General features: G+C 54.2%; 23 protein-coding genes. 14 read left to right on the plus strand and 9 right to left on the minus strand.

The features are described 5' to 3' along the window. Positions 1-92: 92 nt before the first annotated feature. The 9 genes from LVJ83_RS00780 to LVJ83_RS00820 form a co-directional block, all read right to left on the minus strand. Positions 93-632, minus strand: a complete 540-nt coding sequence (locus tag LVJ83_RS00780; protein ID WP_244785354.1) for an IS630 family transposase — start codon at positions 630-632, stop codon at positions 93-95. After that, positions 613-930, minus strand: a complete 318-nt coding sequence (locus LVJ83_RS00785; RefSeq protein WP_244785356.1) for an IS630 transposase-related protein — start codon at positions 928-930, stop codon at positions 613-615. Before LVJ83_RS00785 ends, LVJ83_RS00780 begins: the two co-directional genes overlap by 20 nt. Before the next feature lie 201 nt (positions 931-1,131). Next, positions 1,132-1,845: a lipoyl protein ligase domain-containing protein gene (locus LVJ83_RS00790; protein WP_244785358.1), complete on the minus strand. Its 714-nt coding sequence runs from the start codon at positions 1,843-1,845 to the stop codon at positions 1,132-1,134. Positions 1,846-2,044: 199 nt separating this feature from the next. Then, positions 2,045-2,362 carry a biotin/lipoyl-containing protein gene (locus LVJ83_RS00795; protein ID WP_244785360.1) on the minus strand — a complete coding sequence of 106 codons (318 nt, stop codon included), beginning with the start codon at positions 2,360-2,362 and terminating at the stop codon, positions 2,045-2,047. Between the two features lie 24 nt (positions 2,363-2,386). Continuing rightward, positions 2,387-3,388, minus strand: coding sequence for an alpha-ketoacid dehydrogenase subunit beta (locus tag LVJ83_RS00800; protein WP_244785362.1), 1,002 nt, complete (start codon positions 3,386-3,388; stop codon positions 2,387-2,389). A 39-nt stretch (positions 3,389-3,427) separates the two neighbouring features. After that, on the minus strand, positions 3,428-4,405 hold the full coding sequence (locus tag LVJ83_RS00805) for a thiamine pyrophosphate-dependent dehydrogenase E1 component subunit alpha (RefSeq protein WP_244785365.1): 978 nt from the start codon (positions 4,403-4,405) through the stop codon (positions 3,428-3,430). Further along, positions 4,402-5,481, minus strand: coding sequence for an ATP-NAD kinase family protein (locus tag LVJ83_RS00810; RefSeq protein WP_244785367.1), 1,080 nt, complete (start codon positions 5,479-5,481; stop codon positions 4,402-4,404). Before LVJ83_RS00810 ends, LVJ83_RS00805 begins: the two co-directional genes overlap by 4 nt. Positions 5,482-5,884: 403 nt before the next feature. Further along, positions 5,885-7,801 carry a sigma-54-dependent Fis family transcriptional regulator gene (locus tag LVJ83_RS00815; protein ID WP_244785370.1) on the minus strand — a complete coding sequence of 639 codons (1,917 nt, stop codon included), beginning with the start codon at positions 7,799-7,801 and terminating at the stop codon, positions 5,885-5,887. 730 nt (positions 7,802-8,531) lie between these two features. Beyond that, a complete protein-coding gene (locus LVJ83_RS00820; protein ID WP_244785372.1) occupies positions 8,532-9,788 on the minus strand; it encodes a BaiN/RdsA family NAD(P)/FAD-dependent oxidoreductase in 1,257 nt (418 codons plus the stop codon). 165 nt (positions 9,789-9,953) lie between these two features. Between LVJ83_RS00820 and LVJ83_RS00825 the strand changes: the two genes are divergently transcribed. The 14 genes from LVJ83_RS00825 (at position 9,954) to LVJ83_RS00890 (ending at position 22,648) form a co-directional block, all read left to right on the plus strand. Beyond that, positions 9,954-10,814: a ParB/RepB/Spo0J family partition protein gene (locus LVJ83_RS00825; protein WP_244785374.1), complete on the plus strand. Its 861-nt coding sequence runs from the start codon at positions 9,954-9,956 to the stop codon at positions 10,812-10,814. Between the two features lie 369 nt (positions 10,815-11,183). Next, positions 11,184-11,537 (plus strand): ATP synthase subunit I, encoded by a 354-nt coding sequence (locus LVJ83_RS00830; protein ID WP_244785376.1) that lies wholly within the window; start codon positions 11,184-11,186, stop codon positions 11,535-11,537. Then, positions 11,527-12,393: a F0F1 ATP synthase subunit A gene (atpB, locus tag LVJ83_RS00835; protein ID WP_244785378.1), complete on the plus strand. Its 867-nt coding sequence runs from the start codon at positions 11,527-11,529 to the stop codon at positions 12,391-12,393. The genes LVJ83_RS00830 and atpB overlap by 11 nt, the downstream gene beginning before the upstream one ends. A 73-nt stretch (positions 12,394-12,466) precedes the next feature. Next, entirely contained in the window at positions 12,467-12,703 is a 237-nt protein-coding gene (atpE, locus tag LVJ83_RS00840) for a F0F1 ATP synthase subunit C (protein ID WP_009175074.1), read from the plus strand. A gap of 57 nt (positions 12,704-12,760) precedes the next feature. Then, positions 12,761-13,231 (plus strand): F0F1 ATP synthase subunit B, encoded by a 471-nt coding sequence (locus LVJ83_RS00845; protein WP_244785380.1) that lies wholly within the window; start codon positions 12,761-12,763, stop codon positions 13,229-13,231. Positions 13,232-13,235: 4 nt separating this feature from the next. Beyond that, complete coding sequence (locus LVJ83_RS00850; RefSeq protein ID WP_244785382.1) at positions 13,236-13,769, plus strand: F0F1 ATP synthase subunit delta; 534 nt, start codon at positions 13,236-13,238, stop codon at positions 13,767-13,769. 10 nt (positions 13,770-13,779) lie between these two features. Further along, positions 13,780-15,327, plus strand: coding sequence for a F0F1 ATP synthase subunit alpha (gene atpA / locus LVJ83_RS00855; protein WP_244785384.1), 1,548 nt, complete (start codon positions 13,780-13,782; stop codon positions 15,325-15,327). A gap of 24 nt (positions 15,328-15,351) precedes the next feature. Continuing rightward, on the plus strand, positions 15,352-16,227 hold the full coding sequence (atpG, locus tag LVJ83_RS00860; RefSeq protein ID WP_244785386.1) for a F0F1 ATP synthase subunit gamma: 876 nt from the start codon (positions 15,352-15,354) through the stop codon (positions 16,225-16,227). Between the two features lie 36 nt (positions 16,228-16,263). Next, positions 16,264-17,661: a F0F1 ATP synthase subunit beta gene (gene atpD, locus LVJ83_RS00865; RefSeq protein ID WP_244785388.1), complete on the plus strand. Its 1,398-nt coding sequence runs from the start codon at positions 16,264-16,266 to the stop codon at positions 17,659-17,661. Positions 17,662-17,671: 10 nt separating this feature from the next. After that, entirely contained in the window at positions 17,672-18,097 is a 426-nt protein-coding gene (locus tag LVJ83_RS00870) for a F0F1 ATP synthase subunit epsilon (RefSeq protein ID WP_244785390.1), read from the plus strand. Between the two features lie 37 nt (positions 18,098-18,134). Continuing rightward, positions 18,135-18,998: a hypothetical protein gene (locus LVJ83_RS00875; protein ID WP_244785392.1), complete on the plus strand. Its 864-nt coding sequence runs from the start codon at positions 18,135-18,137 to the stop codon at positions 18,996-18,998. Positions 18,999-19,073: 75 nt separating this feature from the next. Next, on the plus strand, positions 19,074-20,420 hold the full coding sequence (locus tag LVJ83_RS00880; RefSeq protein WP_244785394.1) for a Na+/H+ antiporter family protein: 1,347 nt from the start codon (positions 19,074-19,076) through the stop codon (positions 20,418-20,420). 1 nt (position 20,421) lies between these two features. Then, positions 20,422-20,640: a SlyX family protein gene (locus LVJ83_RS00885; RefSeq protein WP_244785396.1), complete on the plus strand. Its 219-nt coding sequence runs from the start codon at positions 20,422-20,424 to the stop codon at positions 20,638-20,640. A gap of 913 nt (positions 20,641-21,553) precedes the next feature. Continuing rightward, positions 21,554-22,648 carry an acyltransferase family protein gene (locus LVJ83_RS00890; RefSeq protein WP_244785398.1) on the plus strand — a complete coding sequence of 365 codons (1,095 nt, stop codon included), beginning with the start codon at positions 21,554-21,556 and terminating at the stop codon, positions 22,646-22,648. The last annotated feature ends 27 nt before the right edge of the window (positions 22,649-22,675 follow it).

Consider the following 22,675-nt stretch of genomic DNA (forward strand, 5'->3'; position numbering starts at 1 on the left):
AGGCCGTCTGAAATAATGGTTTCAGACGGCCTGTTGATGTTTATGGCGGTTGTGCAAAAAATAAATGGCACGGCTTTATATAGTCGAAGAAATTAAAAACTGTCACAAATCCACAAGAAATAGAAAAACAGCGTATCAAGACAATCTATCCTCCAATCTTTCCGTTTCCGCTTAATCCAAGCCCAAGTTTGCTCAATCGGATTTAGGTCGGGGCTGTAGGGAGGCAGCCAAAGAATCGTATGCCCCGCTTTTTCAATCAAGTCTTGAATATCCAGTCTTTTATGAAATGTGGCATTATCCATCACGATCACGCTGCGTGGGGGCAGTTCTGGCAGCAGTAGCATTTCAACCCAGTGATGGAAAACGGTACTGTCAATGCTGCAATTATAAAGACCTACCGAAAATAACCGGTTATCGTGAATCGCGCCAATAGCATTGGTGGTGTTTTTCAATTGCCGGTTGTCAGTGCCGTAACACTTTTCGCCTTTCGTTGCGTATCCATAGGGACGGTAATCGTTGGATTTGAAGCCACTTTCGTCAAGATAGATAATCGGTCTGCCATCTTGTTCGTAACGTGCGAGTTGCTTACTGAAACAACGGCGTTTTGCTTCATCAGCCCGAGGATGTTTCAAGGTCTTTTTTTTGAGTAATCTTCAACCGTTTCAATGCAATGCCGATTGCCCGTTGCGTGCAGTTAAAGCGGACGGCTCTCTCTCTTTGATAATGGTCGGGATACTGCTCTACATCTTGGCGTAACTTTTCCATATCGATTTTGGAGTGACGGGTGGTTACTATTTTTCGCTCCGGCTGCTTCTTCCAGTTTTGTATGGTGCTTTTACTGATGTTGAATTCAGCGGCTAAAGCTCGATAGGTTTCACCTGATTCGAGCTTTGCTAATATCATTTGTCGGTAATCTTTTGAGTATGCCATGGTTTTTCTATTGTACTAGTTTTGTTTTTCTTTGATTATATTTTAAGAAATATGCCGCAAATTCAGGTGCCGCCGCTTGGTGTATTGTTTGAATCCGTATGGCTTTTCCAAAGGGTTTTCAGACGGCCGGATGGTTATTTGAGGCCGTCTGAACGGATTGCGCTTGCGGGATACACTGATTTCAGACGGCCTTGCAAGATTTTATCTTTCGGCCAACAGCTGTTGCAGCGTTTGGATAACATCGTTGCCGCCGGCACCGGCCAGCTCCGACAAGGAAGTGGTTTTGTCGGCACGATAGCGGACACCGCTGCCGAGTGCGGCTTCGAAGCGGTTGGCGCGCGCGGTCAGCATCTGCGGGTCGGCGGCGAGGATGACGGCGTGAGACAGCACCCGATAGCGGTTTTCGGCGCTTTTGTCGCGCTGCCAATGTTGGGCGGTGCCGGCAATTTTTTTACCGTCCGCCGCCAGATTGTAGCGGCCGTCGCAAAACGAACCCTGCACGGTTTGGGCGGCGGTGCGGATGCCGAAATGCTCAAACAGCCGGGTCAATAAGGCGCATAAAGCCTGATAATGCGCTTCGGCCACCAGCAGCGGGTTGGGGGTGTCGATAAGATAACCCAAATGCAGGTTGACCACGCCTGCGGCCTGCGGCACCACACCGCCGCCGGAGAGGCGCACGTGTACGTTTAATCCTTCGGCGGCCAATGTGTTGCAGGCCGTCTGAAACGCGGGTTTGCCCTGTGGGTAGCTGCGCGGCACCACAACGCCTTCGCCGCCTTCATGTATCAGCGCAAGGCCGTACCCTGCGGCGGGGATGTCTGCCAGAAAAGCGCGCTCATTGTCTGCCCAATTGCGTTCGGCAAGATTAAAGCGGTTTTCGGGCATCGGGGTAAAGGGCGGTAAAATAGTGGGCATTATCGGCTTTCGGTCGGGTGTTTTCAGACGGCCTCGCGGTCGGGATAAACGGCGGCAGGTTGCGCTGATTAACGGGATTCCCCCCGCAAACCGCTTTGTCTAACCCGAATAAGCATCATACCCTTAGCCGCTTTTCTCAACCATATTGGTAACGGATACCACCGCGCCCGCAAGTTGGCAGGCTTGCGGGCGCATGGTTTTAATCATCTAATTCGTCGGCAGAGGGCGGCACCCAATCGGCGATAAATTGCTCGATTTCGGCATCGCTCACGCTTTCATCGGCCATGATGCCCAGCAGTGATTTCACCGGCAGGGTTTCGCCGGCTTGGGCAAACTGGCGGCGCAAAAGGCCGGCATCGGTGGCTTCAACGGCATTGGTGAGTTTTTCGGTTTCCACATCCAGAATCGGCATGCCGACTTCGATTTGGGTGCCGACTTCCACCAGCCAGGCGCCGACGGTGCCCTCTTCCATGGTCAGGCCCCATTTGGGCATGATAATCGGGGTAATTTTGCTCATGTTGTGCTCCTTTTGTTGATTCGATCAAAGTGTTTGGCGCACCGTTTCGGCGATGCCCTTGCCCGTGGGCAGGTAGGCTTTTTCCAGTGGTGCCGAGAAAGGCACGGGCGTGTGCGGCGGGGAAACCATGCGGATGCCGGATTTGAGCGTGCCAAACAGCGCTTGGCACACTTGTGCGGAAATATCGGTGGCGATGTTGCAGCGCGGGCTGGCTTCATCCACCACCACCAGACGGCCGGTTTTTTCCACCGATCGGAACACGGTGTCGATATCCAGCGGCGAGAGTGTGCGCAAGTCGATCACTTCCACATCCACCCCTTCTTTTTCCAGCAGCTTGGCCGCTTCGAGGCTGCGGTGTACCATCATGCCGTAGGTTACAATGGTGGCGTCTTTGCCTTCGCGCACAATGTTGGCTTTGCCGAACTCAATCACATATTCGCCTTCGGGCACTTCGCCTTTCATGCTGTAAAGCGCTTTGTGTTCGCAGAAAATCACCGGATCGTTGTCGCGCACGGCTTGGGCGAGCAGGCCTTTGGCATCGGCCGGGGTGGAAGGGCACACCACTTTCAGGCCGGGAATATGGGTAAACATCGGTGTGAGCATCTGGCTGTGTTGGGCGGCGGCGCTGAAGCCCGCACCCACCAGCGCCCGAATCACCACCGGCGTTTCGGCCTTGCCGCCGAACATATAGCGGAACTTGGCGGCCTGATTCAAAATCTGGTCGAAACACACGCCGACAAAATCAATAAACATCAATTCGGCAATCGGGCGCATACCGCAAGTGGCCGCGCCGATGGCCGCGCCCACATAAGCGGCTTCAGAAAGCGGCGCATCGAGCAGGCGGTCGCCATATTTGCCATACAGGCCTTTGGTGGCGCCGAGCACGCCGCCCCAGGCATCTTTTTCGCCGTCGGCACCGAAACCGCCGACAATGTCTTCGCCGATCATAATCACGGTTTCATCGCGCGCCATTTCCAAATCGATGGCCTCATTGATGGCCTGTTTCAAGGTGATTCTTCGTTCCATGATATTGCTCCTTTGTTGGTTTTTTCAGACGGCCTGTAATCAATAAGACACATACACATCGGTGAGCAGCTCTTCTACAGCCGGCTGCGGTGCGGCTTTGGCTTCCTGCACCGAACGCTCGATTAATTCGGCCACCTCCTTATCGACATCATCCAGCTGGGCGCCGTCGAGCATGCCCGCTTCGGTGACCCGTTGGCGGAAGATTTTCAGGCAGTCGTGGTGTTCGCGCAGATTGTTCACTTCGCCCTCGGGGCGGTAGGTTTGCGCGTCGCCCTCAAAGTGGCCGTAAAAGCGGTTGGTTTTGCATTCGATTAAGGCCGGGCCGCCGCCGTTGCGGGCGCGGCGGATGATTTCGCCGGCAGCTTCGTATACGGCGAAAAAATCGTTGCCGTCAACGGTAACGCCGGGCACGCCGAAGCCGATGCCGCGGTCGACATAGCTGCTGGAAGCGGTGGCGTAATCGCGGCCGGTAGATTCGGCATAGCCGTTGTTTTCAATCACAAAAATCACTGGCAGATTCCATACTGCCGCCAGATTGAGGCTTTCCAAAACCGTGCCTTGGTTGGCACCGCCGTCGCCGCAGAAGGTTACCGCCACATCGCCGTTGCCGCGGTATTTGGCCGCCAGCGCCGCCCCGCAGACCAGCGGTGCGCCGGCGCCCAAAATACCGTTGGCGCCCATCATGCCTTTCGACAAATCGGCAATGTGCATCGAGCCGCCTTTGCCGTGGCACACGCCGTCGTAGCGGCCGTAAATCTCTTTCATCATGCCGACAACGTAGACACCTTTGGCAATACAATGGCCGTGGCCGCGGTGGGTGCTGGCGATGCGGTCGTTGTCGGTGAGGTTCTGCATCACGCCCACAGCGGTGGCTTCTTCGCCGGCGTAAAGATGCACAAAGCCGGGAATATCGCCGCGTGAAAAGTCGATGTGCAGCCGTTCTTCAAATTCGCGGATGGTTTTCATCTTGCGGTATACCTCGAGCAGCTCGTTGTTGTTTAATGCGGTTTGGCTCATGATGTTTCTCCTTGTGAAACGGGGTGGGCGGTGAGGCGGTGCCGGGCGGCATAGTGCAGCGCGGCTGCCGTGTCTACCGTGTAGAAAGCGTTTTCCTGCAAACTGATTTCGATGCGCTCGTGTGTGCGAAAAGCGATTTCACGTTCGCCGTCGAGTGCAATCAGGCCGTTTTGGCCGCTTAAGGTATAAAGGCCGTCTGAAAACAAACGTGTGCAGGCTGCCACGGTAATGGTTTTGACCGTGCCCGGCGCCATTACCGCCTGCAATGCCACGGCGGCTTGGGCAGCGGCATGTTCGCCGGCGGGCGGGATCAGTTCGAGCACCAGGCCGCCCGCTTCATGGCGGTCGAGCGGGTGCAGCATAGCGGCAATGGCAGACAGGCCGACGGCTTCCACTGAAGCTTGGGTAACGACGATGGTGCGCAAGGTATCGGCATCGCCGATGGCTTTGGCACCGAGCATGCGTTCGTTGAGAATGGCGGCATCAATCAGCGCCAAATCGTGTTGCAACAAAGTGTTGTCGGCACCGAAGCGGCGGATATGCAGGCATTTGTTGCGGCGGACGGCAGCTTCAGCAGGGATTTTGCCGGCGGCATAGAGGCCGGCGGCAAATGCGGTGACGGTGGCTTCGCGCATCGGCGGAAAAGCATTATTGGTGCCGGTGGAAATGCCGGCAATCGGTGTCTTGCCGCAGCCTTTGACCACCGCACGGTGGGTGCCGTCGCCGCCGAGCACCAGAATGGCAGACAGCCCGGCCTGATGCATGATTTCGGCAGCACGGGTGGAATCGGCGGTGTGCCCGCTCACCGGCATTTCTACCCACACGATTGCGGGCAGCGGGTCGGCACAATCGGCCGCCAATGCCGGCAGCATCCGCTCGAAATGGGCGCGCAAGCCTTCGCCTTCGGGCATCAGCCACACTTCATCGGTTCCGCAGGCTGCCAGCGCCGCCACAATACGCAGCAGCATATTGGCGCGCTCGCCCAGCGGCAGGCCGGCGGCATGGGAAATCACGCGGCGGATATCGCGGGCGGAAACAGGGTTGGCAATAATGCCGACACGGACGGGGGCTGGCATGAGGCTTCCTTTTCGGATGGCAGGCTTTCCGAAAGACGAAGCAATGCCCGTGCCAAACAGGGTGTTTTAATTTTATTGATTGAAAACAAAGAAAAATATTTTCAGACGGCCAGATGGGCGCAGCAGATGTCACACGCTGTTACGATACATTGTGACAGTTGGCATGTGACAGTTGTGACAGGTATTATCCCCATTTAAAAAAGCAAGCCGGCGGTGTGGGCATTACGGACAAAGAAATCGGGCCGTCTGAAAACTTTTCAGACGGCCCGGCAACGGCTTCAATCCAAACACTCCGGTGTGAATATTTTCATGCGCGATGGGCAAAACTGTGTCGGAGGCAGAAGCGGAACTTGGCAAATATCATATTTCCCGTTGAGTGAAAGCAAACGTTTCAGCCCGATATTCAGACGGCCAAACCGTATTTTTTCAAATAACGGTAGACCGTCATGCGGCTGACGCCGAGGGCTTTGGCCAATGCCGATACGTTGCCCCGATAATTATCCAGCGCCGCTGTCAGCGTATCTGCGCCGGCCAATGCCGATTTATCCGGCACGGCTGCGGGCGTGTCTGCCGGGTCGTGGAAAAACGGCCGGGCGCCGGTTTTAATGTAATCGGGCAGATCGTCGCTTTCGATGCGCACGCCGGCGGCGGTGAGCAGTGCCACTTCGAGCACGCTGGCCAGTTGGCGCAGGTTGCCCGGCCAGTGGTAGGCGCGCAAGGTGTCGAGGGCGCGGGCGGAAAGGGCTTTGAGCGGGCAGCCGGTTTTTTCGGCGGCACGTTGCAAAATGATGCGCATGATGTAGTCGAAATCATCGCGTTCGCGCACCGGCGGCAGCGTGAGCTGCATACCGTTGAGGCGGTAATACAAATCTTCGCGAAATTTGCCCGCGCCGATGCGGGCCTGCAAATCGGCATGGGTGGCGGAAATGATGCGCACGTCGACTTTCACGGCGCGGGTGCTGCCCACCGGCATCACTTCACGTTCGGACAATACGCGCAGCAGCCGCGATTGCAGATAAAGCGGCATATCGCCGATTTCGTCGAGAAACAGCGTACCGCCGTCGGCCGCCTGAATCAGGCCGGTTTTGCCGTTGCGGTCGGCGCCGGAAAAGCTGCCCGGTGCATAACCGTAGAGCTCGCTTTCAATCAGGTTTTCGGGAATGGCGGCACAGTTGACGGCGATAAACGGTTGGCCGGCGCGGCTGCCGGCCAGGTGGATGGCGCGGGCGAGAAATTCTTTGCCCGAACCGGTTTCGCCGTTAATCAATACCGGCACTTGGGTGTCGGCCAGCACGGCAATGCGTTGCAGGGTGCGGCGGTGGCGGCTTTGCGGGCCGTAGAGTTGCGAGAGCGCCGCGGGCAGCTCCGGCTCGTGCGCGGCGGCGGTGCGTTGGTCAGCCGGCGGCGACACACTGGCAAATAGGGCGGTATTGCCGAGGGTGAGGGTGGTGCGCTCGCCGGCGGTGCTGTAGACGGCAAGCAGGCTTTTGTCGGCCAGCCGGTCGAAAGGGCTGCCGATCAGGCTTTCAGACGGCATCGCCAGATGTTCGGCAGCCCAGCGGAAAAAAGCGTGGTTGGCGCCGCTGATTTGGCCGGCATCGTTGACGGCAATCAGAAATTCGGGCGCCACGTTGAGAAATTCAGCAGCATAACCGAGACGCACTATCCAGTCGCGCCGGTGGGTTTGGATCAGCGCGGCAATTTCGACCAATGCGGTAAAATGGCGCACCAGTTGCAACACCCAATATTGGCTCTGTTTGGCAGGCGGCGGCGTGAGCGCGGAAACATCAAGCACGGCGCGCAGGCGGTTTTGCGAATCGAATACCGGCGCGGCGGTGCAGGAAAGGCCGATATGGGTGGCATCGAAGTGGTCGGCACGGTGCACAATGGCTGCATTGCCGGTGGCCAGCACCATGGCCACGGCGCTGGTGCCGTTGGTGTTTTCACGCCAAAGCGCGCCTAAGTGCAGGCCTGCGCGGGTCAGCTCGCGCTGCTGCTGTTCGCAGCCGAACGATTCCACCACCACGCCTTGCGCATCGGCCAGCAGCACCACATAGCCCATGTCGCGGATTTGTTTCCACAATGCTTGCAGGCCGTGGCGGGCAACGGCGGTGAGGCTGTCCATGGCATCTTGGTGTTCGACCAGATGGTGGTGCGGCAGAATCATGGCCTCGCGCAGGGTTTCGGGGTTGAGGCCGTGCTGGTGTACGCAGCGCTGCCATGAGGCGGCGATTTTCGGGTCGATGCTGCGGGTGTGGCGGGTATCGCCGTAGACCAGCGCCATTACGTCGCGGATGTGTCGGGTTTGTTTGGCCAACATATGGTATGCGCTCCTTAATGTCGGGTATGCCCGTTCACAAAAATAATCTAACCGCGCGGGCGTACTCAAGCTGTATTGTCTCCGGCTCGCCGCCTTATTGGCTGACTTTTGTGAATGGGCATCAGGGTATCGTAACTATTTGATTGGCGGGTGCTTGTTGCCCCTGAAAACGCATCTGCTGCGTTAACAATCCTTGCAAGATGCCCCGCGTGCTGCGTTTTTTGTCTGGAATCTGCACTTTTATCATAAAAAATCTGAATCATTCTAAAATGGTCAGGATACCCTAAAGCAGTCCTCTTCAAGCTCGGGCAAGCCAACGCGGTTAGGCTGTTTGTGTGAATGGGTATCACATGCGGCCGGTTGTGTTGCCGCAAATTGCGTGTGTGGGAAGGTGTTGTGGTGTTTATCTTAGAGGCAAAAGCCGGCAAGGTCTAGAGTATTAACTTGAAACCTATGCAAAGAATCAAGGCCGTCTGAAATATTTTCAGACGGCCTAAGGATGTTTTGATGTCGATTTAAGGGTGTATTTTGCCCCTGAAAACGCATCTGCTGCGTTAAAAAGCCTCGCAAGATGTCCAATCGTGCTGCGTTTTCTGCCTGGCATCTGCACTTTTATCACAAAAAATCTGAATAATTCTGAATTGTTATGACACCCTAGATTTAACGTTTAAAACATTTCGGTTTTTTTATCGGGCAAAATGGCGTTAATTTGCAGCTGTTGTGCAAGCGTTCAGCAACCGTCTGCCGCAACCGCTGCTGCCGCACACACGGCCGATGACCATGCCCATTGGAAGTTGTAGCCGCCCAGCCAGCCGGTAATGTCCATCACTTCGCCGATAAAATACAGCCCGCTCTGCTGCTTGCTTTGCATGGTTTTCGGGTTGATTTCTTTAACATTCACACCGCCGCGGGTGGCTTCGGCTTTTTTGTGGCCGTCTGAACCGCTGGGCAGCAGGGTCCAGCTGTTGAGGCTGTGGCCCAAATTCTGCAACACCGCATCAGGTATGTCGGCCCATTTTTGCGTGGCCGATGCTGTAAATTGCGGCTGGGCCAGCCAAAAATCCAGCAGCCGCTCGGGCAGCTGCGGGCATAATTGTTTCAGAGCGGTGTTGAGTTGGATTTTCTGGTTGCGCTTGCCGCCGCATAGCGCCGCCGCCACATCGGCAGCGGGGGCGAGGTTGATGTGTATCGGCGCGCCCGGCTGCCAATAGCTGGAAATCTGCAAAATCGCCGGGCCGCTCAAGCCTTTGTGGCGGAACAATAAATCTTCGTCAAACGAAACGGCCTGCTTGCCGCTGCCGCTGCTGATGCGCACGGGCATGGCGATGCCGGCCAGCGTGTCGTAGCCGTGTTGTGCCCAATGCTCGAAACGCAGCGGCACCAGCGCGGCGGCGGGGGAAATGATGCTGTGGCCGAACTGCTTGGCCAATTCGTAGCCGAACGGGGTGGCGCCGACAGCGGGCACGGCCAGACCGCCGGTAGCGATAACCAGATGGCGGCAGCGGAACGTGGCTTGGTTGGTGTGTAATTCAAAACGCAGTGCAGAGGCCGTCTGAAACGGTGCGGCCGATTCAATCAGGCATTCGGTATGCCACACCACGCCGCCTTTGGCGCATTCGCGTTGCAATACATCGATAACATCTTGTGCGCTGTGGTCGCAAAAAAGCTGGCCTTTGTGCTTTTCATGATAGGGCACGCCGTAGCCGTCGAGCAGGGCGGTGAAATCGGCGCTGTGGTAGCGCGACAGGGCATGGCGCACGAAACGCGGTTGTTGCGACACGAAATATTGCGAACCGTCGTGGCCGTTGAGGTTGCGGTTGGTAAAGTTGCAGCGGCCGCCGCCGGAAATGCGGATTTTTTCGCCGATTTTGGCGCTATGGTCGAGCAGCGCCACGCTTTTACCGGCTTGGCCGATGCGGGCGGCGCACATCATGCCGGCGGCGCCGGCGCCGATAATCACGGTATCGAAAGTGTGGGCGGAATTCATGGTCGGTATGTTCAGACGGCCTAAAACGGCTATTGTAATCGATTAGGCCCTCTGAAAGTGCGGCTTTGTCGGCAACATGAATTTTGTCTGCACAGCGTATTTCACGAGTATGATGTTATTGGTTAGAATAGCGGCCATCGATATGCCGTCTGAAAAGGAACAAACATGGCAAAACCCAAAGGCGGCTTAGGTCGCGGTTTAGACTCTCTGATTTCCAACAGCATTGCCGGCGGTGAGAGCGATCGCCTGACCAGTGTGGCTGTCGGCGACATCCAGCCCGGCCGCTACCAGCCGCGTGTGCAGATAGACGACGAAGCCTTGCAGGAATTGGCCGAATCGATTAAAGCGCAAGGTGTGATTCAGCCGGTGATTGTGCGCGAGCGCGGGTTGTCGCAATACGAGCTGATTGCCGGCGAGCGCCGTTGGCGTGCCAGCCAGCTGGCCGGTTTGACCGAAATTCCGGTAGTGATTAAAAGCATCAACGATGAAGCCGCGCTGGCGATGGGTTTGATTGAAAACCTGCAACGCGAAAACCTCAACCCCATCGAAGAAGCCCGCGGCCTCAAGCGCTTGGCCGATGAATTCAGCCTCACCCACGAAACCATCGCCAAAGCGGTGGGCAAAAGCCGCAGCGCCATTTCCAACAGCCTGCGCCTGCTCGCCCTGCCCGAGCCTGTGCAAGATATGCTCTATCAGCGCCGTTTGGAAATGGGCCATGCCCGTGCGCTGCTCACGCTGCCGGTGGTGGCGCAACTGACTTTGGCGCAAAAAGCAGTGAAAAACGGTTGGTCGGTGCGCGAAGTGGAACGGCGCAGCCAGATGGCGCAGCAAGGCAAAAGCGACAGTGTGCCCAAACCGGTGTCGCCCGATATCCGCCGACTGAATGAGGCGCTCACGGAAAAACTGGGCGTGAATGCCGAAATCCAAACCGGCAATCAGAAAAAAGGCAGAATCGTGCTGCATTTCGACAGTCCGGAAACGTTGGAAAACCTGCTGAAGCAGTTGGGCGTTGCAGGCGAATATTGAAGCCCGCCTGCTTTCGCAGCAAAGGCCGCCTGAAACGGCTGTTTTCAGACGGCCCGGGTTTTTGATATAAATCATGCAAATTTATACAAAACGGAGCAGAATATAAACTTATCAGGCCATAATCTGCTGTTTAATTTTTTAAATTGTGTAGTAGTATGTAGTCCCAAAATAGCAAGACGGAATATGCGGCCGGCCGGGTGCTTAGCAGCTTTTTCGCTGCCGGTACAGGCGCCGGCAGATACAGCCAGTCTAAACCAGGCTCGGCGCAGGCACATTTCAGCATTCACAAAGATTAACAAATTGGCTTGACGTGTAAAAGCTTCTTCATTATAGTAGCCCCGCCTATATTGCCTTGTAGCTGCGTGTTGTATGAAAAAAATTTTGTTATTACAGTCGGTAGCGTTGGCAGTGGCCGCCCTCATCGGTGCTTTATTGAGCGGCATCAACGGATTGTGGTCGGCTCTGGCCGGCGGGTTGTGTTATTTGCTGCCCTCGGCTGCGGCGGTATTGCTTTTAAGGCTTTTCAAGCCCCACCCTGCTATGGCGGGTAAAGGCTTCTTGATTGGAGAAGGTTTAAAAGTAGCACTGTCGTTGCTGCTGATGCTGGCGGTATTTTTGATTTGGCATCAGTCGCTGGCATTTATCCCCTTTTTGCTGGGGTTGTTTGCAGTCAGTCATCTGGTTTTTTTAGCATTTTTGAGAGTTCAACATTATGGCAAGTGAAGCAATGACCGCTGCCGACTACATCAAGCACCACTTACAAAGCTTGACCAGTCTGTCGGACGTAACCCAGGGCCAAGGCCTGAAAAACATCGCTGATTTTTCCTATATCAACCTCGATGCGGTTTTCTTTGCCGTATTGTTGGGCGCATTAGGCAGCTTTCTGCTGTGGCGCGCAGCCCGCAAAGCAACTGCGGGTGTGCCCGGCCGTTTTCAGGCGGCAGTCGAATTATTGTTTGAATTTGTGGACGATATGTGTAAAGGCATCGTACACAACGAGCAGTCGCGCAAGGCGGTAGCCCCGTTGGGTCTGACCGTGTTTGTGTGGATTTTTCTGATGAATGCGATGGATTTGCTGCCGGTTGACCTGCTGCCGATGACTTGGCAGGCGGTGACCGGCGATCACCACGCTTTGCTGCGGGTGGTGCCGACTGCCGACTTGAATACCTCGCTGGCGCTGGCCATCGGCGTATTGCTGATCTGCTTGTATTACAGCGTTAAAATCAAAGGCCTGGGCGGGTGGATGCATGAAATGTTCAGCGCCCCCTTCGGGCCGATTATGGCACCGTTCAACTTTATCATGAATATCCTTGAATTTCTGTCGAAAACCGTTTCGCACGGTATGCGGTTATTCGGTAATATGTATGCCGGTGAGCTGGTGTTTCTGCTGATTGCCCTTTTGGGCGGCGCATGGGCGGCCTCGGGCAGCATCGGTGTGATGGATCCGATTTTGTTTGTCCTGCATATTCTGGCAGGTGTGGCGTGGGCGATTTTCCATATTCTGATTATTACCCTGCAAGCCTTTATTTTCATGGCGCTAGCGTTCGTATACATCGGCCAGGCGCATGATCATCACTAAGTTTTATGTAGTTTGGTAGTTTGTTTTTAACTGTAGTTCTTTAACCTTTGTTTTTAATTTAAGGAGTTTTGAAATGGGTGGTTTAATTGCTATCGCTTGTGGTTTGATCGTCGCTTTTGGTGCGATGGGTGCTGCCATCGGTATCGGTATGGTCGGTTCCAAATATCTGGAATCTTCAGCCCGTCAACCTGAGCTGATCGGCCCGCTGCAAACCAAACTGTTCCTGATTGCCGGCCTGATCGATGCGGCTTTCCTGATTGGTGTGGCCATTGCCCTGCTGTTCGCTTTCGTTAACCCGTTTGCAGGCTAAGTCTAACCAAACGAAAAGTCGTTTGTTTGATTAACCCTAATACGAAGGTTAAGTAAAGTGAATTTAAATGCAACCCTATTTGCGCAGTTAATCGTCTTTTTCATTTTGGTGTGGTTCACCATGAAGTTTGTGTGGCCCCCGATTGCAAAAGCGCTTGACGAGCGCGCCGACAAAATCGCCGAAGGCTTGGCTGCGGCCGAGCGCGGTAAAAACGATTTTGAGCAGGCAGAAAAGCGTGTTGCAGAACTCTTAGCCGAAGGACGTAATCAGGTTACTGAAATGGTAGCCAATGCAGAGAAACGTGCAGCCCAAATCGTTGAAGATGCCAAAACACAGGCCTCCAGCGAAGCTGCCCGTATTACGGCGCAAGCCAAAGCCGACGTAGAACAAGAAGCCAATCGCGCCCGCGAAGCTTTGCGTGAACAAGTGGCTGCTTTGGCGGTAAAAGGTGCAGAGTCTATTTTGCGCAGCGAAGTCAATGCTGATAAACACGCACAAATGCTCAGCGCCCTGAAACAGGAGCTGTAATCTTATGGCTGAGTTCGCAACCATTGCCAGACCTTATGCAAAAGCATTGTTCGGTCTGGCGCAAGAGAAAAACCAAATTGAGTCTTGGTTGGGCGGACTGAAACAACTGGCAGCAGCAGTGCAGCAACCGAAAGTGGCTACGCTGATCGAACAGCCTGAAACCACTTCTGCCCAAAAAGCCGGCTTATTGACTGAAATAGTCGGTGTGAGCGATGCAGAATTGCAAAATTTCGTATCGGTGTTGGCAGAGCAGAAGCGTTTGCAGGTTTTGCCTGAAATTTATGCACAATACCAAGACTTGACCCTGGCATTGAATCATACCCAGCGAGCCGTTATCCATAGCGCTTACGCGCTTACAGAAGCGCAGCTGGCCGATTTGACGGCCGAGCTGCAACAGCGCTTCGGTACCAGCCTGGAGGTAACCACCCGTGTGGACTCTGAGCTGATAGGCGGTGTGAAAGTGGAGATTGGTGATCAGGTATTGGACTTGTCGTTGCAAGGCAAATTAAACGCCCTGTATGCGGCTATGACAAATTAGGAGAGTTTTCATGCAGCTTAATCCTGCTGAAATTAGCGATTTGATTAAAGCCAAAATCGAGAACCTGTCGGTAGATGCCGAAGTCCGTACCCGTGGTACCGTGATTTCTGTAACCGATGGCATTGTTCGCGTGCACGGCTTGTCAGACGTAATGCAAGGTGAAATGCTCGAATTCCCCGGCAACACATTCGGTTTGGCCATGAACTTGGAGCGAGACTCCGTTGGCGCCGTTGTGTTGGGTGAATACGAACACATTAAAGAAGGCGATACCGTTACATGTACCGGCCGCATTTTGGAAGTGCCGATCGGCCGTGAGCTGGTCGGCCGCGTGGTGGATGCGCTGGGGCGCCCGATTGACGGCAAAGGCCCGGTGAATACCGCGCTGACTGCGCCGATTGAAAAAATCGCTCCCGGTGTGATTGCGCGTCAATCAGTAGACCAGCCGATGCAAACCGGTTTGAAAGCCATTGATTCGATGGTGCCGATCGGCCGCGGTCAGCGTGAGCTGATCATCGGTGACCGCCAAACCGGTAAAACAGCAGTAGCATTGGATGCTATTGTGAATCAAAAAGACACCGGTGTGATTTGTATCTATGTGGCAGTGGGTCAGAAAGCGTCTTCTATCGCCAACGTAGTACGCAAGTTGGAAGAACACGGCGCAATGGCGCATACCATTGTGGTAGCCGCTACCGCCTCTGAAGCGGCGGCGCTGCAATTTATCGCACCGTATGCAGGCTGCACCATGGGCGAATTCTTCCGCGACCGCGGCGAAGATGCCCTGATTGTCTATGACGATTTGTCTAAACAAGCCGTAGCCTACCGTCAGATTTCCCTGTTGCTGCGCCGCCCGCCCGGTCGCGAAGCTTACCCCGGCGATGTGTTTTACCTGCACAGCCGCTTGCTGGAACGTGCTGCCCGCATCAATACCGATGAAGTGGAAAAACTGACCAACGGCGAAGTAAAAGGCAAAACCGGCTCATTAACCGCTTTGCCGATTATCGAAACCCAAGCAGGTGACGTTTCCGCATTCGTGCCGACCAACGTGATTTCGATTACCGACGGCCAAATCTTCTTGGAAACCGACCTGTTCAACTCCGGTATCCGCCCCGCAATCAACGCCGGTATTTCCGTATCGCGCGTAGGTGGTGCGGCGCAAACCAAAGTGATTAAAAAGCTCGGCGGCGGTATCCGTTTGGCATTGGCTCAATATCGCGAATTGGCGGCGTTCTCACAATTTGCCTCCGATTTGGACGAAGCTACCCGCAAGCAGTTGCAACACGGTGAAGTGGTTACCGAATTGATGAAACAAAAACAATTCAGCACCCTCAACACCGCAGAAATGGCATTGACCCTGTGGGCCATCAATAATGGTTCTTACGAAGATGTGCCGGTTTCGAAAGCGCTGGCCTTTGAAGCTGAGTTTCTGAGCCATGTCCGCACCCAGCAGCCCGCTGTTTTGGATGCGATTAACGCCTCAGGTGCGATGTCTGACGAGAATGAGCAAGCGTTGGCCGAAGCCATGAAATCCTTTAAATCTTCTTACAGCTACCAAGCGTAAGTATCTGGATAAAAGGAGTCTGAAATGGCAGTAGGAAAAGAGATTCTCACCAAAATCCGCAGTGTTCAGAATACCCAAAAGATCACTAAAGCGATGCAGATGGTGTCAACCTCTAAGATGCGGAAGACTCAAGAGCGGATGCGCCTTGCGCGTCCGTATGCTGAAAAAGTGCGTTTGGTTATGAGCCATCTGGCTCAGACCCACTCCGACCACGGCATAAAACTGTTGGAGCCGCACCGCGGCATCCGACGCGCCGGCTTCATTCTGATTACCACCGATAAAGGTTTGTGCGGTGGCCTGAATGCCAATGTTTTGAAAAAATTCTTGGCGCAGGTTCAGGAATATCAAGATCAGGGTATTGAAGTGGAAGTGGTGTGTTTGGGCAGCAAAGGTTTGGCTGCCTGCCAGCGCATCGGTTTGAATGTGATTGCCAGTGTAACCAATTTGGGCGATACGCCCAGAATGGAATTGCTGCTGGGCGCATTGACCGAGATTTTCCAACGTTATGAAAAACACCAGTTGGATGCCATTCATATGGTTTACTCCGGCTTCGTCAATACCATGCGCCAAGAGCCGCGCTTGGAAACTTTATTGCCGATTGGTGAAAATGCGTTGGAAGGCGTCAGCGAAAGCAGCGACTACAGTTGGGATTATCAATATGAGCCCAGCCCCGCCGCTGTACTGGAATACTTAGTCCGCCGTTATTTAGAGTCTGTGGTTTATCAGGCCTTGAGCGACAATATGGCATCCGAACAAGCCGCGCGTATGGTAGCAATGAAAGCCGCTACCGATAACGCCGGCAATGCCATCAAAGAATTGCGCCTGGTCTACAACAAATCGCGTCAAGCCGCGATTACCACAGAGTTGTCAGAAATTGTGGCAGGTGCGGCAGCCGTTTAAGGCTGCGGTTTCTGCACGTTAAAATAGGATACGATAATGAGCCAAGGCAAAATCGTACAAATCATTGGTGCGGTTGTTGACGTGGAATTTCCCCGCGACACCTTGCCGCACGTGTATGACGCCCTGAAATTGGTCGACAACGATCTGACCCTGGAAGTGCAACAGCTTTTGGGTGACGGCGTGGTGCGTACCATTGCAATGGGCAGTTCAGACGGCCTCAAGCGCGGTATGGCGGTAACCAACACCGGTGCACCGATTACCGTGCCGGTAGGTCAAGAAACACTCGGCCGTATTATGGACGTATTGGGCAACCCGGTTGACGAAGCCGGCCCGGTCGGTGCGGCAAACAGCCGTGCCATCCACCAAACTGCGCCGAAATTCGACGAACTGTCTGCTGCTACCGAGCTGTTGGAAACCGGCATCAAAGTTATCGACTTGCTGTGTCCGTTTGCAAAAGGCGGTAAAGTAGGCCTGTTCGGCGGTGCCGGCGTAGGCAAAACCGTTAACATGATGGAATTGATCAACAACATCGCCAAAGCGCACAGCGGTTTGTCTGTGTTTGCCGGTGTGGGCGAGCGTACCCGCGAAGGTAACGACTTTTACCACGAGATGAAAGATTCCAACGTGTTGGACAAAGTGGCGATGGTATACGGCCAGATGAACGAACCGCCGGGCAACCGTTTGCGTGTTGCACTGACCGGTTTGACCATGGCCGAATACTTCCGTGATGAAAAAGACGAAAACGGCAAAGGCCGCGATGTGTTGTTCTTTGTAGACAACATCTACCGCTACACCCTGGCCGGTACCGAAGTATCCGCACTGTTGGGCCGTATGCCTTCAGCCGTGGGCTACCAACCGACTTTGGCCGAAGAAATGGGTCGCTTGCAAGAGCGTATTACCTCCACCCAAACCGGTTCGATTACGTCTATTCAAGCCGTATACGTGCCTGCGGATGACTTGACCGACCCCTCGCCCGCCACCACCTTCGCCCACTTGGATGCAACCGTGGTATTGAGCCGCGATATTGCCTCATTGGGTATCTATCCGGCTGTGGATCCGCTGGATTCGACTTCACGTCAGCTTGATCCGCTGGTATTGGGTCAAGAGCATTACGACGTGGCGCGCGGCGTGCAGTCTACCCTGCAAAAATACAAAGAATTGCGTGATATTATCGCCATTCTGGGTATGGACGAATTGTCTGATGAAGACAAACTGACTGTGATGCGCGCACGTAAAATCCAACGCTTCCTGTCACAACCGTTCCACGTGGCCGAAGTATTTACCGGCTCGCCGGGCAAATACGTTTCACTGCGCGATACCATCGCCGGTTTTAAAGCGATTTTGAGCGGTGAATACGACCACTTGCCGGAGCAGGCGTTCTATATGGTTGGCGGTATCGAAGAAGCCGTAGAGAAAGCCAAAACCGTAAACTAAGGAGGCCGGCATGAGTGTCATGCAAGTTGAAGTGGTGAGTAACGAGCAAAACATCTATTCGGGTGAAGCCAGCTTTGTCGTGGTGCCGACCCAAAGCGGTGAGCTCGGTATTTACCCGCGACATGAGCCGATTATGAGTTTGGTGCGCCCGGGTGCATTGCGTTTGACCGTGCCGGGCGAAGCTGAAGAAATACTGGTAGCCGTTTCAGGCGGCCTCTTGGAAGTACAGCCCGACAAGTTGACCGTGCTGGCCGATGTGGCCGTGCGCAGCAGCGAGATGGATGAGGCGCGTGCCGAAGAAGCCAAGAAAGCTGCCGAAGCCCGTATTTCCCAAGCGCAAGACGACGAATCGCTGGCAAAAGCGCATGCCGCTTTGGCCGCAGCGATTGCCCAACTCAAAACGCTGGATTATATTCGCGGACAAAAAAACAAATAAGGTATTTGCCTTACGATACGAAAGCACGGCGCAGGCCGTGCTTTTTTTGAATAGGCCGTCTGAAAACAAGCATCGCGCGTTTTCAGACGGCCAAACCTTCAGACGGCCAAACCTTCAGACGGCCAAACCTTCAGACGGCCAAACCTTCAGACGGCCAAACCTTCAGACGGCCAAACCTTCAGACGGCCAAACCTTCAGACGGCCAAACCTTCAGACGGCCAAACCTTCAGACGGCCAAACCTTCAGACGGCCAAACCTTCAGACGGCCAAACCTTCAGACGGCCAAACCTTCAGACGGCCAAACCTTCAGACGGCCAAACCTTCAGACGGCCAAACCTTCAGACGGCCAAACCTTCAGACGGCCAAACCTTCAGACGGCCAAACCTTCAGACGGCCAAACCTTCAGACGGCCAAACCTTCAGACGGCCAAACCTTCAGACGGCCAAACCTTCAGACGGCCAAACCTTCAGACGGCCAAACCTTCAGACGGCCAAACCTTCAGACGGCCAAACCTTCAGACGGCCAAACCTTCAGACGGCCAAACCTTCAGACGGCCAAACCTTCAGACGGCCAAACCTTCAGACGGCCAAACCTTCAGACGGCCAAACCTTCAGACGGCCAAACCTTCAGACGGCCAAACCTTCAGACGGCCAAACCTTCAGACGGCCAAACCTTCAGACGGCCAAACCTTCAGACGGCCAAACCTTCAGACGGCCAAACCTTCAGACGGCCAAACCTTCAGACGGCCAAACCTTCAGACGGCCAAACCTTCAGACGGCCAAACCTTCAGACGGCCAAACCTTCAGACGGCCAAACCTTCAGACGGCCAAACCTTCAGAAATCGACAAATAAACTGGCATGTAAAATCATGTTAGGTTATGATATTTATTTTGTCGGCTAACAAAGTATGCTGCCGGGTTGGTGTGCCGGGTTGCCGGCGGCCGGAAACGGCAGCTGTTCAATTTTTGGAGACATTATGAATGCAGTAGTCATCGCCGTGGTTGTGATGTTGGGTTTGTCGCTGGCGCGGGTGCATGTGGTGCTCAGTTTGCTGCTCGGCGCTTTGGCCGGCGGCCTGATGGGCGGTTTGGGTTTGGGTAAAACCATGGAAGTGTTTCAAACCGGTTTGGCCAACGGCGCACAAATCGCCTTGTCTTATGCCATGCTGGGCGCGTTTGCCGTGGCCATCGCCCATTCGGGCCTGCCGCAAACGCTGGCCAATGCGGTTATCCGCAAACTCGACAACCGCCATGTGCGCGATCAGGTGCCGGGCGGCGTTAATTGGGTGCGCTGGGGGCTGTTGCTGGCTTTGCTGGCCATGAGCATCATGAGCCAAAACCTGATTCCGATTCACATTGCTTTTATCCCGCTGATTATTCCGCCGCTGCTGCTGGTATTCAACCGCATGCAGATCGACCGCCGCCTGCTTGCCTGTGTGATGACTTTCGGTTTGGTGACCACTTATATGTGGCTGCCTTATGGTTTCGGCGAAATTTTTCTGAAGCAGATTTTGATCGGCAATATCAATAAATCCGGGCTCAATGTGGAAAACATCAATGTGATGAGCGCCATGACCATTCCGGCGCTGGGCATGGTGGCCGGGCTGCTGATTGCGGTATTTGTCAGCTACCGCGCCCCGCGGCTGTATCAAAATACCGCGGCAGACGAAGCGGCAAACCTGCATGCGGTCAAGCAGCCGAAAATCTCGGCCTACCGCAGCACGGTGGCGCTGTTGGCCATTGTGGTTTCATTTGCCGTGCAGCTGTGGGCCGATTCGCTGCTGTTGGGCGCGATGGTGGGGTTTGCCGTATTTATGGCGCTGGGCGTCGTGCGTTGGGGCGAAGCCGATGCCGTGTTTAACAATGGTGTCAAAATGATGGCGATGATCGGCTTTATCATGATTACCGCGCAGGGTTTTGCCGAAGTGATGAAAGCCACCGGCCAGATTGAGCCCTTGGTTACCGCGTCTGCCGAAATGTTTGCCGGCAGCAAAGGCATGGCGGCTTTGGTGATGTTGCTGGTGGGTTTGCTGGTCACAATGGGCATCGGTAGCTCTTTTTCAACCTTGCCGATTATTGCCGCGATTTATGTGCCGCTGTGTATCGGTATGGGGTTTTCACCCATGGCCACAGTAGCGATTATCGGCACGGCCGGGGCTTTGGGCGATGCCGGTTCGCCGGCCTCAGATTCTACTCTGGGCCCCACGGCCGGTTTGAATATCGACGGCCAGCACGATCATATGCGCGACACGGTGGTGCCGACGTTTCTGCATTACAATCTGCCGCTGATGGTGTCCGGCTGGATTGCGGCGATGGTGCTTTGATATGGACGGCTTGGAAGCGCGTATTGTCGAGCTGGAAATTCAGACGGCCTTGCAGGAAGATTTAATCGGCAGTCTGAACGATACCGTCGCCAAAATGCAGCAAACACTTGATTTGCAGCAGGCGCAGCTGCGCTTGCTGTATCAGCGGATACAGGACCGCAGCCCGGGCGCGGAAGCCGGCGCTCATCAGCCGGCCGATGATGTGCCGCCGCATTATTAGTTTTAGGGTGGATGAACAGCCCGAAAATCCGTTTGCACCGCCGACAGGTGCAGCATGATTTGTTTAATACCCATTCACAAAAGTAAGCTAACAAGGCGGCGAGCCGAAGACAGTACAAATAGTACGGCAAGGCGAGCCAACGCTGTTAGGTTATTTTTGTGAATGGGTATAAGCAGCCTTTCAGGCTGCTTTTTTGTTGCTTTATCCTTTTCCGGCAGAGGTTTACGGCGAACGGGTGTTAAATAAACGCTTGGCTGTCGAACGAAAAGGGCAAAGGGCACTCAAAACCGATATTGTGCGGGATTGGGGCGAGCTCTAGGGTGTCCTGATGTGTCGATTTACGGGTGTATTTTGCCTCTGAAAATACATCGGTTGCGTTAAAAAACCTCGCAAGATGGCTCGATCTTGCTGCGTTTTTTGCCCGGCATGTGCTTTCATCACAAAAAATCTGAAGAATGCTGAATGGTTAGGATGAGCCAGGTTGCTGAAGCGGTGAGATTGGCAATAAAAACAAACGCCGGCCAAAATTCGCAACGGCAAGAACAACGGCAACCGACTTGCCTCTTCTGTGGGAGAAAGTTAGGGAGGGGCGCAAGCTGCGAGGCTTGAATAACGGTCAGGCCGTCTGAAACCTAAAAGTGATTTTTTGATGAGCGCCGGCTGTCTGAGCGGTGTGCGCACAGCGAAGATTGCCCGGCTTTGCATTTTCGGGAGCAAAAATCTCCCCGTTAACAACGTCAGAACACCCTAGAAAACCACAGCGGAATGGATGTTGCCATCTATAAACACAGCAAACACGAAGCCATAAGCTGTTTTTTTTAAAATGGCAATACCGCCGGATGATTTTTTCAACATGGGGAGAGGTGGTGCCGCGATGCATCAGATAACCGATTGATAAGGATGAAGTGATCAAGTGAATACCGATAACAACCGTACTTATTATTATGGCCTCGACCAGCTCCGTTCGGTGTTGATGCTGATCGGGGTGCTGATTCACAGCGTGGCCGTTATCGGCCCTTACCCGTGGGCATACAACAGCAAGCTGTATCAAAACGACGGGCTGTTTCAAGTGATTTATGTCACCCATTTTTTCCGCATGGAAGCCTTCTTTCTGATTGCCGGTTTTTTTTCCTGTCTGGTGCTTTACCGCAAAGACCGGTCATATTTTATGCAAGGGCGCATCAGACGGGTGTTGGTGCCGCTGCTGGCTTCGGTTGCGCTGATCAATACGTTTGAAGTGTATTTTGTGGTCTCGCACGGCATCACGCCGTGGGCGGATATCGGCTTGGGCAATTTTATTGTGCATTCATGGTTTTTGCTGACCTTGATGCTGATTTCGCTGATGTGCCTGCTGCCCATCGATAAAATGATGGCTCGTTTTCTGGCTTGGAAATGGCCGCTGAAACTGGCTTTTTTTGTATTTTACGCGCTGCTGCCCTTTGGTTTGAAGTTTGTATTAAATCGCATCATCCCGATGGACGGCTACCCGCTGTTTTATGAGGTGTATGGCTATGTGGTTGAAAAAACGCTCTATTACAGCATTTATTTCTTTATCGGCTATTGGCTTTATGCCGATGAAAACGCGCGTGCGCGTGTGCAAAGCAAGCCTGTGATGATGGCAGCGGGGCTGGCTGCTGCTGCCGGTCTGGCTTATCTGACCGCGCGCATCGGCGTTGACCGGGAAAGCGCTTCGATGCTGGCGCGTGTCGGCAATGTGATGATTCAGCATATCACCGCCATTGCCGTGTCGTGTTTGTTGTTTGCTTTTTTTGTGAAAGCGCATTTCCGCTTTTCCAAAACCACGGCATTTCTGGTTAATTCGGCGATTGTGATTTACCTGTTCCACCATCCGCTGGTGATTGTATTGGCCTATTATCTGGACGTGCCGGGGTTGAACAGCACGGTCTACTTTTTGCTGGTCAGCAGCATCACCTATATTTTGTCGTTCGGCATTTATCTGTTGGTGCGCAGCAATCGTGTGACCGCAAGAATGTTTGGATTGAAATAATCATTTCAACGGCGTAAAGCAAGGTTG

The organism is Uruburuella testudinis, from assembly GCF_022870865.1.
Classification (GTDB): Bacteria; Pseudomonadota; Gammaproteobacteria; order Burkholderiales; family Neisseriaceae; genus Neisseria; species Neisseria testudinis.